Consider the following 15,179-nt stretch of genomic DNA (forward strand, 5'->3'; position numbering starts at 1 on the left):
CGCGTCCACGCCCCGGGGGCGAACCGCTGCCGCCGCATCCGCGTCCCCCTCCCCATGGGGACGTTCACGGACGGGACACGTCAATTGCTGCGCTTCGCGGTGCTGGAGGCGCGGTGCTGCGCGTTCGCCGTCGCGCTGGTGTGCGGCATCGCGGTCTCCAACCTGCTGCCCGACCTGCCGATCGCCCGCTACGACCTGCTGCTGCTGTACGGCGTCGTCCTCACCGCCGTCGCCTGGCGGGCCGGCTGGGACAGCGGGCGGGACGTCGCCGTGATCGCCGGCGCCCATGTCATCGGTCTGCTCTTCGAGCTGGTCAAGGTGCGGATGGGGTCGTGGAGCTACCCCGAGGAGGCGCTGACGAAGGTCGGCGGCGTGCCGCTGTACGGGGGCTTCCTGTACGCGGCCGTGGCCAGTTACGTCTGCCGGGCGTGGCGCCTGTTCGACCTGCGGCTGACGGGTTACCGGCCGCGGGTGATGGCGGTCCTGGCCGGCGCGGTCTACCTCAACTTCTTCAGCCACCACTGGCTGCCGGACGCCCGCTGGCCGCTCGCCGCGCTGCTGCTGGCGGCGACGGCGGGGACCTGGGTGCGCTTCCGGGTGGGGACGCGCGACCACCGGATGCCCCTGGCGCTGTCGTTCGTCCTGATCGGCTTCTTCCTGTGGGTCGCCGAGAACGCGGCGACGTGGGCGGGTGCCTGGAGCTATCCGGACCAGCTGGACGGCTGGCAGCCGGTGTCGCCGGCCAAGTTCGGGGCGTGGGCGCTGCTGATCTCGGTCACGTTCGTGCTGGCGGCGGCGTCGGCGGGGCGTTCTCGGCCGGGGCCTGCCGCGGCGGGCGGAAGCCCGTGTTGACGGCGAGCAGCCCGCCGTCCACGCGCAGGGTCGTGCCGGTGATCCAGGCGGCGTCGCGGGAGGCGAGGAAGGCGACGGCGGCGGCGATGTCCTCCGGTTCGCCGACCCGGCCCAGCGGATAGACCCCGCTCAGGTGCTCCAGCATCTCCTCGCGTCCCTCCCAGGCCCGGGTGCGGACGGTGCCGGGGTTGATCTGGTTGACGCGGACGCCGCGCGGCGCGGCCTCGGCCGCCAGGGTGCGGGTGAGCGAGGCGAGGCCGGCCTTGGCGGCGCTGTAGGCGTGGCCGCCGAAGGACTGCTCGGCGTTGACGGAACCGATGTTGACGATCGCGCCCCGGCCCCCGGCCGCCAGGTGCCCGAGCGCGGCACGGGCGCACCGCATGGCGCCGGTCAGGCAGACGTCCAGGTCGCGCGACCAGCCGTCGTCGGGCTGGTCCTCGAACCGCGGGGCGTCGGGGGTGGCGGAGAGCGCGTTGTTGACGAGGACGTCCAGCGTGCCGAACCGTTCGACGGCGTACGCGACGGCCGCCTCGACCGACGCGCGGTCGGCGACGTCGCAGCGCAGGGCCACCGCACCGGCGACGGACGCGGCGGTCTCCTCGGCGGCGTCCGCGTCGATGTCGGTCACCAGCACCCGGGCGCCCTCGGCGGCCAGCCGGCGGGCGGTCGCCGCGCCGATGCCGCGCGCCGCCCCGGTGATCAGCACCCCGTGGCCCTCGAACCGTCCCGCCCGCACATCCGCCTCGTCCGTCACAGGCTGGAACGTACCGCGCGGATCAGTGCCTGCGCACGGGGGTCGGCGGTGACTCCCTTGCGCATCCCGTTGGTGGTGTAGCCGAGCGCGACGCCGGACTCGGGGTCGGCGAAGCCCAGCGAGCCGCCCCGCCCCGGGTGGCCGAAGGAGCCGGGCCCGAGCAGCGGTGCCGCCGGGCCGTGCAGCATGAAACCGAGCCCGAAGCGGGTGGAGACCACCAGGACCCGGTCGGGACCGGCGGACTCCTCGGTGCGGGCCAGGGTGAGCGTCGCGGGGGCGAACAGCCGGGCGCCGCCGTCGACGTCCCCGATGGTGGCCGCGTAGAAGCGGGCGAGGGCGCGGGCGGTCGAGATGCCCCCGGACGCGGGGAGTTCGGCGGCGCGGTAGGCGGCGTCGTTCTCGTCGGGGAGCGGTTCGATGGCGCCGAAGGCGCGCCGGGTCAGCGAGGCGGGGTCGCGGTAGGCCTCGGAGACGGAGCGCTTGGGCCGCAGCCGCAGGCCGCCGCCCTCGGCCGGCTCCGGTTCGGCGACGGGTCCGATGCGGCCGGCCCGGTGGGCCTCGTCGGCGGGTATGCCCAGCCAGAAGTCGAGGCCGAGCGGACGGGCGATCTCCTCGGCGACCCAGCGGCCGATGGTGCGTCCGCTGACCCTGCGGACGAGTTCGGCCAGCAGCCAGCTGTAGGTCTGCGCGTGGTAGCCGTGGTCGGTGCCCGGTTCCCAGGCGGGTGCCTGCGCGGCGACGGCGGCGGGGCCGCTGGTGCCGTCCGCGGCCTCGGCGGGGGTCAACGGCCGGTCGAGCACGGGGAGTCCGGCGCGGTGGGCGAGCACATGGCGGACGAGGACGCGTTCCTTGCCTGCCGCCTTGAACTCGGGCCAGTAGGTGCCGACCGGGGCGTCCAGGTCGATCTGGCCGCGCTGGTGGAGGAGGAGGACGACGGCGGCGGCGACGCCCTTGGTGGCCGAGCGGACCACCTGCGCGGTGTCGACGGCCCACGGTTCGGTGCCGTCGACGTCGCGGGTGCCGGCCCACAGGTCGACGACCTTGCGGCCGTCCCGGTAGACGGCGACGGCCGCGCCGCGTTCGCCGCGCTGCTCGAAGTTGCGCACGAAGGCGTCCGCGACCGCTTCGAAGCCGTCCGCCACCGTGCCCCGCACGTCCACCACAGGTGCTCCTTCGCCGCCGTCCATCCCACCATGGTGCAACGTGGTCCGGACCAGGATGACCGCGGGTGGCCCCCGGGGCGGTTCAGCTGAGCACGATGGACACGTCGATGTTGTCGCGGGTGGCGTTGGAGTACGGGCAGACCTGGTGGGCGGCGGAGACCAGACGCGCCGCGAGGTCCTGGTCGACGAGCGGCAGGGAGACACTGAGGGCGACGGCGAGGCCGTACCCGCGGGCGTCGTTGGGGCCGATGCCGACCTTGGCGGCGACGGTGGAGCCCGTCAGGTCGAGGCCCGCCCGACGGCCGACGAGCACCAGGGCGTTGTGGAAGCAGGCGCTGTAGCCGGCGGCGAAGAGCTGCTCCGGGTTGGTGCCCCCGCCGTCGCCGCCGAAGGCGGGCGGCATGGCCAGCCGGAGGTCGAGCCGGCCGTCCTGACTGGTCACCCAGCCCTCGCGGCCACCGTGCGCGGTGGCCTCCGCCACGTAGACGATCTTGGTGGGCCGGGTGTCGGCGGACTCGGTCTCGTCGATCATGTGCGTTCCCCGGGTGGTGCGCCGCGACAATTACATCGCACACAAGGTATCCGAGCGGGGAACGTGTGGTTACTCCGGGGTAGAGCCCGGCCGCGGAGCCCGCCGCTCCTCAGGCGAGGCAGCCGAGCGGGCCAGCCGGTGCAGTTCCTCCCGCAACCGGGCGACCTCCTGCGCGTCCAGCCCGGTGCTGCGCATCAGCTCCTCGGGCACCCGCCGGGCCCGCTCCCGCAGCGCGGCGCCCTCCTCGGTGAGCAGCAGCCGCACCGAGCGCTCGTCCGCCGCCGACCGCTCGCGGCGCACCAGACCGGCCGTCTCCAGCCGCTTGAGGAGCGGGGAGACGGTGCCGTAGTCCAGCCGCAGCGCGGCGCCCAGTTCCTTGACCGGCACCTCGCCGCGCTCCCACAGCACCAGCATCGTCAGGTACTGGGGATACGTCAGCCCCAGCTCGGCGAGGAGCGGCCGGTAGGCCGCGGTCACCGCCCGCTGGGCCGCGTAGAGGGCGAAGCACAGCTGGTCGTCGATGAGCAGCGACGCCGGGGCGGGGGTGTGGTCGTCGTTCACGCGCCCATTGTCACGGACGAGGGGTCGAAGCCGAAGGGCAGCTCCAGCCGGTGGGTCCGCATCAGGGCGTCGTCGCCCAGCAGGTCCTGCGTCCTGCCGTCGGCGGCGATGACGCCCTCGCTGAGGACCACCGAGCGCGGGCACAGCTCCAGCGCGTACGGCAGGTCGTGGGTGACCATCAGGACGGTGACGTCCAGGGCGCGCAGGATGTCGGCGAGTTCCCGCCGCGACGCCGGGTCGAGGTTGGAGGAGGGCTCGTCCAGCACCAGGATCTCCGGCTCCATCGCGAGCACGGTCGCGACCGCCACCCGGCGCCGCTGCCCGAACGAGAGATGGTGCGGGGGCCGGTCCGCGAACTCCTCCATGCCGACCCGGCGCAACGCGGCCTCCACCCGCTCCTCCAGTGCGGCGCCGCGCAGTCCGCCGGCCGCGGGGCCGAAGGCGACGTCCTCGCGGACGGTCGGCATGAACAGCTGGTCGTCGGGGTCCTGGAAGACGATCCCGACCCGGCGGCGGATCTCGGCGAGGTTCGCCCTGGCGACGGGCAACCCGGCGACGCGGACGGTGCCGACGCCCCCGGTGAGGATGCCGTTGAGGTGGAGCACGAGCGTCGTCTTCCCGGCGCCGTTCGGTCCGAGCAGGGCCACCCGTTCCCCGCGTCCGACGGTCAGGTCGACGCCGAACAGGGCCTGGTGCCCGTCCGGATAGGCGTAGGCGAGGCCGCGCACGTCGAGCGAGGGCGGTGCGGCGGGTCGGGGTGCGTCGGTACCGGTCACAGGTTCCATCCCAGCAGACAGACCGCGAACGCGGTCACGGGCAGTGCGGCGGCGTACGTCCACTGGGCGCGGGTGGCCCGTACGTCCTCAAGGACCGGCATCGTCCCCGTGTAGCCCCGGCTGACCATCGCCAGGTGCACCCGCTCGCCCCGCTCGTAGGACCGGATGAAGAGCGCGCCCGCGGACTTGGCGAGGACACCCCAGTGCCGCACCCCGCGGGCCTCGAAGCCCCGCGACCGCCGCGCGATCGACATCCGGCGCATCTCGTCGGCGATCACGTCCCCGTACCGGATCATGAACGACGCGATCTGGACGAGCAGCGAGGGCAGCCGCAGCCGCTGGAGCCCGAGGAGCAGCGAGCGCAGTTCGGTGGTCGAGGCGAGCAGCACGGACGCGGCCACGCCCAGAGTGCCCTTGGCCAGGATGTTCCACGCGCCCCACAGCCCGGGGACGCTGAGCGCGACGCCCAGGACCTCGGTCCGCTCGCCGGGGACGACGAACGGCATCAGCAGCGCGAAGGCCACGAAGGGGATCTCCACCAGCAGCCGCTTCGCCACGAAGGCGGCGGGGAGCCGGGCCGCCGCGGTCACCCCGGCGAGCAGCACGGCGTAGACGCCGAAGGCCCAGACGGCCTCGCGCGGGGTGGAGACCACGATCAGCACGAAGCACAGGACGGCGATCAGCTTGCAGTGCGCCGGCAGGGTGTGCACGGCCGAGTGACCGTGCCGGTAGAGCCGGTGGGCATGTCCCGCACCCATCTCAGGCGGCGCTCCCCGCGGAGGTGTTCCGGCGCTCGTCCGTGGTCCGCCGGCGGCGGACCACACGGAAGATCCCGCTGCCCACGGCCACGGTCGCGCCGACGCCGATCACACCGGCCAGACCGCCGGAGAGCCGCGCGTCCGAGACGCTCTCCACGCCGTAGTCGGCGAGCGGCGAGTCCGCGGCCGCGTGCTCCTCGACCGACCTGTCGAAGCCCTTGTCGGAGGCCACCTTCTCCAGCCCGTCGGGGCTGGCGGAGGCGTAGAACGAGACGAAGCCGGCCAGGACGAGCGAGGCGACGAGACCGCCCGCCCACACGGCGCGGGGCGAGCGGGCACGGCCGGGGGCGGGGGCTGCGGCCGGGGCGTCGACCAGCTCCCCGCCGACGCGCAGCTTCAGCGGGGCCGACAGGCCGCGGGCGCCGTGGACGAGGTCCGGGCGCACGGCGAGCACGGCGCCGACGGTCAGCGCGGTGATCGCCGCCTCGCCGATGCCGATGAGGACGTGCACGCCGACCATGGCGGTGAGGACCGAGCCGATCGGGACCTCGGTGACGCCCCCGACCGCGTAGAGCAGCGTGAACGCCGCGGCCGACGCGGGCACGGAGACCAGTGCGGCGACGAAGGAGGCCGCGGTGACCGACCGCCGTGTCCGCGGCAGGACCGCGACCAGGCCGCGGAAGAGGGCGTACGCCACGACGACCGTGACGACGCCCATCACCGTGATGTTCACCCCCAGCGCGGTGAGCCCGCCGTCGGCGAAGAGCACGCCCTGCATCAGCAGCACGACGGCTATGCACAGCACCCCGGTGAACGGCCCGACGAGGATCGCCGCGAGGGCCCCGCCGAGCAGATGGCCGCTGGTGCCGGCGGCCACCGGGAAGTTGAGCATCTGGACGGCGAAGACGAAGGCCGCGACGAGCCCGGCGAGCGGCGCGGTGCGCTCGGCGCCGACCGGGCCGGTGTCCGTTCCGCCCAGCTCGCGCCGGGCACCGCGCAGGCCGGCGGCGACGGCGCCCGCGGCGACGACTCCGGCGGCCACGGAGACGGGTGCGTTGATGAATCCGTCGGGCACATGCATGGGAAGCCTCGCTTCGGACAGACGAATAACCGACCAATGATAGGTCCCTCTTGCGAAGAGGTTGCAAGAGCGCACGGGTCACAGTTGGGGCGGCAGCGGGCCGCCGAAACGGAGGCGAACGGGCGTTCCACCCGAAATATGGGACATTAGATGACAAAGCAGACGAGTGTGAGGAGCCGGCCGATGTCCCCCGCCGTCACGGAAAACGCACGAGGTCGAATCGTCACCGACGCTCCCCAGTACCGCCCCGTCCGCGTCTCGCTCAGCTACGACCCGGCCGACGACCCCGCCTCCGTCTGCTTCTCCTTCCCCAGCGGCCGCGAGTGGACCTTCCCCCGTGAACTGCTGGAGACGGGGCTGAAGGCGCCCGTGAAGCGGGGCGACATCGAGGTCTGGCCGTGCGGCCGGGTGCAGGCGGTGGTCGAATTCCACACGCGGGACGGGGTCGCCGTGGTGCAGTTCGAGGCGAAGACGCTTCTGCGGTTCCTCCGCCACACCTACGCGGTGGCCGCCACGGCCCCGCCCCCCGAGCCGCCGGCGGACGCCCCCGTACCGGAAACGGCCACCACCCCGACGGCCACGACCACCTGACCGGCGCCGCCCGCCCGTCCCGACGACGGGTGCCCGTCCCGACGACGGGTGCCCGTCCCGACGACGGGTGCCCGTTCCGTCGACGGGTGCCCGGGCGCCCCGTCACGGCGGAAGGCCGCTTCGGCCGGGCGTGCGCCCGGCCGAAGCGGCCTTCGCCGCGCGACGGCCCCCGTCCCCACGGTGCCGTCGCGCGTCCGGGAGCTCGCTCCTCCGGTGCCTTGGCACCGGCCCCCGGGCCGCCTGCCGGCCGGCCGGGGACTCCCGGGTCCGAGGGGGCCGGGTCCGTGACCCGGCCCCCGTGATCAGACGCGGACCAGTTCGCGGTCCTCGTCGGGCCCGCCCGTACCGGCCGCGCCGGCGAGCTCCTTGTGGAGCTTCTCGCCCTCCACGTCCACGTTGGGCAGGATCCGGTCCAGCCAGCGCGGCAGCCACCACGCCTTGTGTCCAAGCAGGGCCAGCACCGCGGGCACGATCGCCATGCGGACCACGAACGCGTCGAAGACGACGGCGATCGCGAGGCCGAAGCCGATCATCTTGACCATCTGCTCGCTGGAGCCGATGAAGCCGGCGAAGACCGCGATCATGATGACGGCCGCCGCGGAGACCACCCGGGCACCGTGCCGGAAGCCGGTCACGACCGCCTCACCGGGCCGCTCGCCATGGACGTACGCCTCCCGCATCCGGGTGACCAGGAAGACCTCGTAGTCCATGGCCAGGCCGAAGACCACACCGATCATGAAGATCGGCATCATCGACATGATCGGACCGGTCTGCTCGACACCGAACAGCGAGCCCAGCCAGCCCCACTGGAAGACGGCGACGACCGCGCCGAGCGCCGCGACGACCGACAGCAGGAAGCCGAGGGCCGCCTTGAGGGGCACCAGGATCGAGCGGAAGACCAGCATCAGCAGCAGGAAGGCGAGGCCCACGACCAGCGCGAGGTAGGGCAGCAGCGCGTCGTTCATCTTCTCGGAGAAGTCGATGTTCATCGCGGTGGCGCCGGTCACGTAGACGTCGTCGCCGCTCCTGTCGCGGATGTCGTGGACCAGGTCCTCGGTGGCCGCGGAGGAGGGCCGGTCCTTCGGGATCACCGTGATCATCGAGGTGTCGCCGGCCTTGTTGGGCGTCGCCGGGGTGACGGCGGCCGTGCCGTCCAGGCCCTTGACGATCTCGATGGTGCGGTCGGCGGCGGCCTCGTCGCCGTCCACGACCACCATGAGCGGCCCGTTGAAGCCGGGACCGAAGCCGTCGGACAGCAGGTCGTACGCCTTGCGCTGGGTGGTGCTCACGGGCTGCGACCCGTCGTCGGGCAGACCGACCTGGAGCGACGCCGCGGGCACGGCGACGGCGGCGAGCCCCGCCACCGCGACGAGCAGCACGGTGACCGGACGGCGCAGCACGAACCGGGCCCAGCGGGTGCCGGCGTTCGGCTTCTCGGACGCGGGCCTGCCCTTGCGGGCCGCGCGGCCGAGGACCTTGTTCCCGGCGAAGCCGAGGAGCGCGGGGATCAGCGTCAGCGCGATGAGCACCGCGATGACGACGGTGCCGGCGGCGGCGAAGCCCATCTTGCTGAGCATCGGGATGTTGACGACGGCGAGGCCCACCAGGGCGATGACGACGGTCAGGCCGGCGAAGACGACCGCGGAGCCCGCGGTGCCGACCGCGCGTCCGGCGGCCTCCTCGTGCTTTCGGCCCTCGGCCAGTTCGGCGCGGTAGCGGGAGACGATGAAGAGCGCGTAGTCGATGCCGACCGCGAGGCCGATCATCATGGCGAGCGTGGACGTGGTGGTGCCGAGGTCCAGCGCACTGGCCAGCGCGGTGATGGTGGAGATGCCGATGCCGACGCCGATGAGGGCGGTGAGCAGCGGCAGGCCGGCGGCGACCAGCGAACCGAAGGTGATCACCAGGACCACCCCGGCGATGATCACGCCGATGATCTCGCCCGCCCCGGTGTGCGGCATGGCCTGGAGCGCGTCGCCGCCGATCTCGACGGTCAGCCCGCTCTCCCGCGCGCTCTCACCGGCCTTCTCCAGCGCCTCTCGGGTGGCGTCGGTCAGCTCCATGGAGTTGACCTTGTACGTGACGGAGACGTAGGCGGTGGAGCCGTCCTCGGAGACGGCCTGCGCGGTGTACGGGTCGGTGACCGAGGCGATCTGGTCCGAGCCGGACTTCAGCGCACCGACGGCATCGGTGACGACGGCCTTCGGCTCGGCGTCGGTCATCTTCCCGCCGGCCGGGGCCTTGAAGACGACGCGGGCGGTGGCTCCGTCGGCGCTGCCGCCGGGGAACCGTTCCTCCAGCAGGTCGAAGGCCTTCTGGGCCTCCGTGCCGGGGATGGAGAAGGACGAGGAGGTGGCGGTGGGCGCGGTTGCCGCGCCGAAACCGGCGAGTGCCAGCAGGGCCACCCACAGCAGGGCGACGAGTCGGCGGCGGCGGAACGCCAGCCGGCCGAGCTTGTAGAGGAACGAGGCCACGAGGGCTACTCCCGTGTGTGAGGTGAACAGGGCAGGGGGAGCCGGCCCGACGACGAGAGCGGCGCGCGTCAGGTGCTGCGGGTGAGCGGATCGTGCTGGTTGATCCGGGGAGAGGGGACCGCGGAGGTGGGGGCTCCGAAAGGCCGGAGTGGGGAGACTCCGGAACCTGGGGTGATCAGGCGGCGAGTGCGGGGAGCACCACGGCGTCCAGATAATCGGTCAGAAAGGCCCGGTCGGGTGTCCGGTCCTCGATCATCTGCCGGGCCACGAAGGCCCCGACGATCATGTGGACGACATACCCCAGCGCTGGGTTGTCGGCCCGGATCTCGCCCCGGTCCACGGCTCTGCGCAGCAGCATGCCGAGCCCGGAGATCTCGGGCTCGATCAGCAGGTCGCGCAGCGCCTCGTGCAGATCGGGGTTGGTGTGGATCGCCTGGGCGAGACCCCGCATCAGGGCGGAGTCCTTCTCCATCTGACAGTCGTCCGTGCGGTCGAGCATCGCGTGGAAGTCGCCGTGCAGGGTGCCGGTGTCGATGTCGCTGAAACCGGCGGGCTTGTTGTGCCTCATCGCCTTGACGACCAGCTCGGCCTTGCTCCCCCACTGGCGGTAGAGGGTGGCCTTGCTGGCGCGGGTGCGGCCGGCGACGGCGTCCATGGTGAGGGCGTCGTATCCGACCTCGCGCAGCAGGTCGAGCACCGCGGTGTACAGCTCTGCTTCCCGCTCGGGGGTGAGCCTGCTGCGTGCTGTCATGGCGTCCTCCCCGGGCGTCGGCTGAACGAAACGGTTTCGTACACCTCGAAGGTATCCCACCGGTCCAGCGAAACGAAGCCGTTTCGCTTGTGGAGTGGGTCACGTCGGCCCCGCCGGCCACCGGCGCCACCGTCCGAGCCGCCGGTTTTTCACCCGGTGCCACGAGTTGCCGCACCCCCCGGGCGCGGAAAGCATTGGGGGGTGAGTGACCACGGCGCATATCTCCGTTTCCCGCACCTGCACGACGACGTGCTGTGCTTCGCCGCCGAGGACGACCTCTGGGTCGCCCCCCTGGTGCCGGAGGGGCAGCGGCCCGGCCGGGCCTGGCGGCTCACCGTGGACCGCACCAGAGTGGGGCATCCCCGCTTCTCCCCCGACGGCACCACGATCGCCTACACGAACTGGCGCAGCCTCGACCCGGAGATCCACGTCGTGCCGGTGGACGGCGGGCCCGCCCGGCGGCTCGGCTACTGGGGTTCGACCGACACCCGGGTGTGCGGCTGGACCCCGGACGGCCAGATCCTCGCCGTCTCCTCGCGCGGCCAGCCGTTCTCCTACTTCTCCTGGGCCTACAGCGTCCCCGTGGACGGCGCGCCCGGCGGCCGGCTCCCCTGGGGTCCCGTCTCCGACATCGCCGTCACGGACGTGGCGGACTCCCCCGCCCAGGCGGGCGGCACCGGCTGCGAGCGGCGCACCCTGCTGCTGACCGGCAAGCCGCCGCACGAGCCGGCCGCCTGGAAGCGCTACCGGGGCGGTGCGACGGGCCGGCTGTGGCTGCACGGCGAGCGACTGCTGCCGGACATCGACGGCCACCTGGACTGCCCGATGTTCGTCCGCGGCCCCGGCACCGGCCGGTGGGACCCGGACGCCGGGGGACGGATCGCGTTCCTCTCCGACCACGAGGGCGTCGGCAACCTCTACTCCTGCCGGCCCGACGGCTCCGACCTGCTCCGCCACACCGACCACGACGCCTTCTACGCCCGGCACGCGTCGAGCGACGGCAGCCGGGTCGTCTACCAGTGCGCGGGCGAGCTGTGGATCGTCGACGAACTCACCGCCGGCTCCGTGCCCCGCCGCCTGGAGGTGCGGCTCGGCGGCCCGCGCGCGGGGCGGCGCACCTACCAGGTGCCGGCCGCGAGCCATGTGGACGCGCTGTCGGTAGACGAGACCGGCCGGGCGAGCGCGGTCGGCGTCCGCGGCAGCCTGTACTGGCTCACCCACCGCGACGGACCGGCGCGCACCATCGCCGACACCCCGGGCGTGCGGGTGCGGCTGCCCGAGATGCTCGGCAGCGGCGGCCAGGTCGCCTATGTCACCGACGCCGAGGGCGACGACGCCGTCGAGATCGCCTACCTTCCGCGGGCCAGCGGCGACCGCCCGCCCCGGCGCCTGGCCCAGGCGGCGCTGGGCCGCGTGCTGGAGATGACGCCCGACCCGGAGGGCGAGCGGATCGCCGTCGCCGCCCACGACGGGCGGCTGCTGCTCGTCGACACCGCCGAGGAGGCCACCGGCGAGGTCACCGAACTGGTCCGCTCGGAGAACGGGCCCGTGAAGGACCTCGCCTTCTCCCCCGACGGCGCCTGGCTCACCTGGTCGCATCCCGGAGTGGGCCGCTCGCTGCGGCAGATCAGGATCGCCAGAATCGCGGACCGCACCGTCGTCGACGTCACGGACGGCCGATTCGAGGACGAGAACCCGGTCTTCACCAGCGACGGCCGCTACCTGGCCTTCCTGTCGTGGCGCGGCTTCGACCCCGTCTACGACGTGCACACCGGCGACCTGTCGTTCCCCCTCGGCTGCCGGCCGTACCTGGTGCCGCTCTCCTCGGCCACGCCCTCGCCCTTCGCCCTCACCCCCGAGGGCCGCCCGGCTGCGGGCGGGCTCGATCCGCTGGACGAGAGCGGCGACCACACGGTGATGGTCGAGACCGAGGGCCTGGAGAACCGTGTGGTGCCGTTCCCCGTCACGGCCTCCAAGTACTCCGCGCTGCATCCCGTCAGCGGAGGCGGTCTGGTGTGGCTGCGCTGGCCGATCTCGGGCGCGCTCGGCGAGACGTTCGCCAATCCGGCCGACACCTCGGGGCGCCCCACGCTGGAGCACTTCGACCTCTCCAAGGCCCGCAGGACCCAGCTCGTCGACCATCTGGACTGGTTCTCGGTCAGCAACGACGGCAGCCGGCTCGTGGTGGTGGACGAGGGCGAGCTGCGGGCGGTGCCGGCCACCGAGCCGGGCGACGGCGACTCCACGGTCTACCTCGACATGCGCCGGATCCTCCACGAGGTGGACCCGGCAGCCGAGTGGCGCCAGGCGTACGACGAGGCCGGGCGCCTCATCCGCGCGTACTTCTGGGAGCCGGGCATGTGCGGCATCGACTGGGACGGCGTGCTGGACCAGTACCGGCCGCTGGTCGAACGGGTGGCGTCACCGGACGAGTTCGCCGATCTGCTGCGCGAGGTGCTCGGCGAACTCGGCACCTCGCACGCGTACGTGACGCCGCCGCGGCGCAACGAGGGACCGTCGCACTACCAGCGGGCGATGGGCCTCCTCGGGGCCAACCTGGTGTGCCGGGACGGCAGGTGGGTCGTCAAGCGGATCCTGCCCGGCGACTCCTCCGACTCCAAGGCCCGCTCCCCGCTGGCGGGCACCGGCATCCGCGAGGGCGCGGTGCTCACCCATGTCGACGGCCGGCCGGTCGACCCGGTGGCGGGCCCGTACCCGATGCTGTCGGCGGCCGGCGGCACCACCGTCGAGCTCACCTTCCAGTCCGCGGAGGGCGAGGGCCTCGCCCGCCGGGTGGCCGTCGTGCCGCTGATCGACGAGCGGCCGCTGCGCTACCAGGACTGGGTCGCCAAGCGGCGCGAGGTCGTGCGGGAACTCAGCGGCGGCCGGTGCGGCTATCTGCACATCCCCGACATGGGCGGCTCGGGCTGGGCGCAGTTCAACCGCGACCTGCGCCTGGAGGTCTCCCGCCCGGCCCTGATCGTGGACGTCCGCGGCAACGCGGGCGGGCACATCAGCGAGCTGGTCGTCGAGAAGCTGACCCGGAAGATCCTGGGCTGGGACCTGACACGGGACGCCCAGCCCGTGTCGTACGCCTCCAACGCGCCGCGCGGCCCGGTGGTCGCCATCGCGGACGAGGCCACGTCGTCGGACGGGGACATGATCACCGCCGCGTTCCGGCTGCTGGGCCTCGGCCCGGTGGTGGGCACCCGCACCTGGGGCGGCGTCGTCGGCATGACGGGCCGTCACCGGCTGATCGACGGCACCGTCATCACCGTGCCGATGAACGCGGCCTGGTTCGACGCGTACGGCTGGTCGGTCGAGAACCACGGCGTGGAACCGGACCTGTACGCGCTCCGCACCCCGCTGGACTGGGCGGAGGGACGCCACACGGACATGGACGACGCGATCCGGCTGGCCACGGACCTGCTCAGGTCCTCTCCGGCGGCCGTGCCCCCGGACTACTCCGCCGTCCCGGACCTGCGCCGCCCGAAGCTGCCCCCGCGCGGCTGACCGGGCCGCGCCCCGGCTTCCGGGCCGGTGCCGGGGGCCCGCCCGCCGACGCGGGTGGGGCCCCGGCGCCGGACCCGGAGCGCGGTCAGCGGTCCGCTGTCCGCTTCGCCTCGTCGGCCGCGCCGCCGGCGCCCACGAGCCCCTTCGACACCCCGTCGAGCCGCGGCCCGAAGCGGCGCATCTCGCGCTGCCCGACGGTCGCGATGACCCCCGGCAGCCAGCCGCGCACCGACTGCATGCCGCGCAGCCACCACTGGGCGTACACGTGGGCCGAGCGGCGCTCGATGCCGGCGACGATCCGGTCCACGGCCGGCCCGAGCGGATAGGTGCGGTTCGACGGCCACGGCAGCCGCTGCCGCAGCTCCCGCATCACGTCGTCCTGGTCGGCGCCGCGCACCATGTCGGTGTCCGTCCACGACAGGTAGCCGACCCCGACCCGCACCCCCCGGTAGCCGACCTCGGCCCGCAGACTGTGCGCGAAGGCCTCCACGCCCGACTTGGAGGCGCAGTACGCCGACATCATGGGCGCGGGCGTGATCGCCGCGAGCGACGCTATCTGGAGGAAGTAGCCGCGGCTCTCCAGCAGTACGGGCAGGAAGGCCCGGCCGGTCACCGCGCTGCCGATGAGGTTGACCTCGATGACCCGCCGCCAGGCGACCGGGTCGGAGTCGGCGAACGGGCCGCCGGAGGCCACGCCCGCGTTGGCGACCACGATGTCGACCTTGCCGAACCGCTCCTTGACCTCCTGGGCGACCCGCGCCATCGCCTCGTGGTCGGTGACGTCCGCGTGCCAGTGGTCGCAGTCGGTGTGCAGCCGGGCGGCGACCTGCTTCAGCTCGTCCGGTTCCAGGCCGACGAGCGCCACCCTGGCACCGCGCGCCGACAGCTTGCGGGCCAGCAGCTCGCCGACTCCGCGGGCGGCGCCGGTGACGACCGCGACCTGCCCTTCGAGGCTCCTTCTGGTCATGCGGCCTTCTCCTTCGTCGTCTGCGCCGTCTGCGCCGTCTCGGTCCTCTGCGCCGTCTCGGTCCTCTGCGTCGTGTCCGCCCCGTCCGCCGCCCTCGCCGCCGTCAGGTACGCGGCGGCGAGCTCACGGAGCTTGGCGGTGACGGCCTCGGGGGCCTCGACGGGGGTCATGTGGCCCATGCCCGCGAGCTCGACGAGTTCGAGGCACTGCGGGAGGTCGAGGGCGAGGCGCTTGGCGTGCACCAGCGGGGTCAGCCGGTCCGCCGTGCCGGCGACGACCACCGTGGGCACGTCGAGCGCCCGTACGCCCTCGTCCAGGTCGAGCTCGCCGAGCACCCGCGACCAGGCCACCCGGGCGGCACGCGGGCAGGCGTGCACGATCCGGGAGCACTGGTCCACCCGCTCGG

The 15,179-nt window shown here is 73.5% G+C and carries 13 protein-coding genes and 1 pseudogene; 3 read left to right on the plus strand and 11 right to left on the minus strand.

Annotated elements, in window-relative coordinates:
- Positions 1-54: 54 nt before the first annotated feature.
- Entirely contained in the window at positions 55-852 is a 798-nt protein-coding gene (locus tag EAO77_RS04775) for a DUF817 domain-containing protein (protein WP_147986855.1), read from the plus strand.
- On the opposite strand, the gene EAO77_RS04780 is transcribed toward EAO77_RS04775, so the two are convergent.
- The 7 genes from EAO77_RS04780 to EAO77_RS04810 form a co-directional block, all read right to left on the minus strand.
- On the minus strand, positions 776-1,606 hold the full coding sequence (locus tag EAO77_RS04780) for an SDR family NAD(P)-dependent oxidoreductase (protein WP_261993798.1): 831 nt from the start codon (positions 1,604-1,606) through the stop codon (positions 776-778). The genes EAO77_RS04775 and EAO77_RS04780 overlap by 77 nt on opposite strands.
- The gene (locus EAO77_RS04785; protein ID WP_147986856.1) at positions 1,603-2,793 is read right to left on the minus strand and encodes a serine hydrolase domain-containing protein; all 1,191 of its coding nucleotides are present in this window, start codon (positions 2,791-2,793) and stop codon (positions 1,603-1,605) included. Before EAO77_RS04785 ends, EAO77_RS04780 begins: the two co-directional genes overlap by 4 nt.
- 58 nt (positions 2,794-2,851) lie before the next feature.
- The gene (locus tag EAO77_RS04790; protein WP_147986857.1) at positions 2,852-3,301 is read right to left on the minus strand and encodes an organic hydroperoxide resistance protein; all 450 of its coding nucleotides are present in this window, start codon (positions 3,299-3,301) and stop codon (positions 2,852-2,854) included.
- A 69-nt stretch (positions 3,302-3,370) separates the two neighbouring features.
- Entirely contained in the window at positions 3,371-3,862 is a 492-nt protein-coding gene (locus EAO77_RS04795) for a MarR family winged helix-turn-helix transcriptional regulator (protein ID WP_147986858.1), read from the minus strand.
- Positions 3,859-4,647, minus strand: coding sequence for an energy-coupling factor ABC transporter ATP-binding protein (locus EAO77_RS04800; protein ID WP_147986859.1), 789 nt, complete (start codon positions 4,645-4,647; stop codon positions 3,859-3,861). The genes EAO77_RS04795 and EAO77_RS04800 overlap by 4 nt, the downstream gene beginning before the upstream one ends.
- Complete coding sequence (gene cbiQ, locus EAO77_RS04805) at positions 4,635-5,396, minus strand: cobalt ECF transporter T component CbiQ (RefSeq protein WP_147986860.1); 762 nt, start codon at positions 5,394-5,396, stop codon at positions 4,635-4,637. The genes EAO77_RS04800 and cbiQ overlap by 13 nt, the downstream gene beginning before the upstream one ends.
- A gap of 1 nt (position 5,397) precedes the next feature.
- Entirely contained in the window at positions 5,398-6,477 is a 1,080-nt protein-coding gene (locus EAO77_RS04810; RefSeq protein WP_147986861.1) for an energy-coupling factor ABC transporter permease, read from the minus strand.
- A gap of 183 nt (positions 6,478-6,660) precedes the next feature.
- Here EAO77_RS04810 and EAO77_RS04815 point away from each other — a divergent pair, with 183 nt between their 5' ends.
- Entirely contained in the window at positions 6,661-7,068 is a 408-nt protein-coding gene (locus tag EAO77_RS04815) for an SsgA family sporulation/cell division regulator (protein WP_147986862.1), read from the plus strand.
- 302 nt (positions 7,069-7,370) lie between these two features.
- Here EAO77_RS04815 and EAO77_RS04820 read toward each other — a convergent pair whose 3' ends face one another.
- Both EAO77_RS04820 and EAO77_RS04825 read right to left on the minus strand, forming a co-directional pair.
- Positions 7,371-9,542 (minus strand): MMPL family transporter, encoded by a 2,172-nt coding sequence (locus EAO77_RS04820; RefSeq protein ID WP_147986863.1) that lies wholly within the window; start codon positions 9,540-9,542, stop codon positions 7,371-7,373.
- A 175-nt stretch (positions 9,543-9,717) separates the two neighbouring features.
- Complete coding sequence (locus tag EAO77_RS04825) at positions 9,718-10,293, minus strand: TetR/AcrR family transcriptional regulator (protein WP_147986864.1); 576 nt, start codon at positions 10,291-10,293, stop codon at positions 9,718-9,720.
- 201 nt (positions 10,294-10,494) lie between these two features.
- On the opposite strand from EAO77_RS04825, the gene EAO77_RS04830 reads away from it, so the two are divergent.
- Positions 10,495-13,806: a S41 family peptidase gene (locus tag EAO77_RS04830; RefSeq protein ID WP_147986865.1), complete on the plus strand. Its 3,312-nt coding sequence runs from the start codon at positions 10,495-10,497 to the stop codon at positions 13,804-13,806.
- 85 nt (positions 13,807-13,891) lie between these two features.
- Here the strand turns inward: EAO77_RS04830 and EAO77_RS04835 are convergent, their stop codons facing one another.
- Together EAO77_RS04835 and EAO77_RS04840 are read right to left on the minus strand one after the other, a co-directional pair.
- Positions 13,892-14,773, minus strand: coding sequence for an SDR family oxidoreductase (locus tag EAO77_RS04835; RefSeq protein ID WP_147986866.1), 882 nt, complete (start codon positions 14,771-14,773; stop codon positions 13,892-13,894).
- 123 nt (positions 14,774-14,896) lie between these two features.
- Positions 14,897-15,179 (minus strand): annotated as a pseudogene (locus EAO77_RS04840) (hypothetical protein); the annotation flags it as partial.

Origin of the sequence: Streptomyces sp. T39 (assembly GCF_008042045.1) — a bacterium.
In the GTDB taxonomy this organism is placed as follows: Bacteria; Actinomycetota; Actinomycetes; order Streptomycetales; family Streptomycetaceae; genus Streptomyces.

Excerpts from the sequence above, each read along its gene's own strand:
- EAO77_RS04815 (WP_147986862.1), top strand. The coding sequence starts at position 6,661 with ATGTCCCCCGCCGTCACGGAAAACGCACGAGGTCGAATCGTCACCGAC.
- cbiQ (WP_147986860.1), bottom strand. The coding sequence starts at position 5,396 with ATGGGTGCGGGACATGCCCACCGGCTCTACCGGCACGGTCACTCGGCC.
- EAO77_RS04800 (WP_147986859.1), bottom strand. The coding sequence starts at position 4,647 with ATGGAACCTGTGACCGGTACCGACGCACCCCGACCCGCCGCACCGCCC.
- EAO77_RS04775 (WP_147986855.1), top strand. The coding sequence starts at position 55 with ATGGGGACGTTCACGGACGGGACACGTCAATTGCTGCGCTTCGCGGTG.
- EAO77_RS04825 (WP_147986864.1), bottom strand. The coding sequence starts at position 10,293 with ATGACAGCACGCAGCAGGCTCACCCCCGAGCGGGAAGCAGAGCTGTAC.
- EAO77_RS04790 (WP_147986857.1), bottom strand. The coding sequence starts at position 3,301 with ATGATCGACGAGACCGAGTCCGCCGACACCCGGCCCACCAAGATCGTC.
- EAO77_RS04785 (WP_147986856.1), bottom strand. The coding sequence starts at position 2,793 with ATGGACGGCGGCGAAGGAGCACCTGTGGTGGACGTGCGGGGCACGGTG.
- EAO77_RS04810 (WP_147986861.1), bottom strand. The coding sequence starts at position 6,477 with ATGCATGTGCCCGACGGATTCATCAACGCACCCGTCTCCGTGGCCGCC.
- EAO77_RS04835 (WP_147986866.1), bottom strand. The coding sequence starts at position 14,773 with ATGACCAGAAGGAGCCTCGAAGGGCAGGTCGCGGTCGTCACCGGCGCC.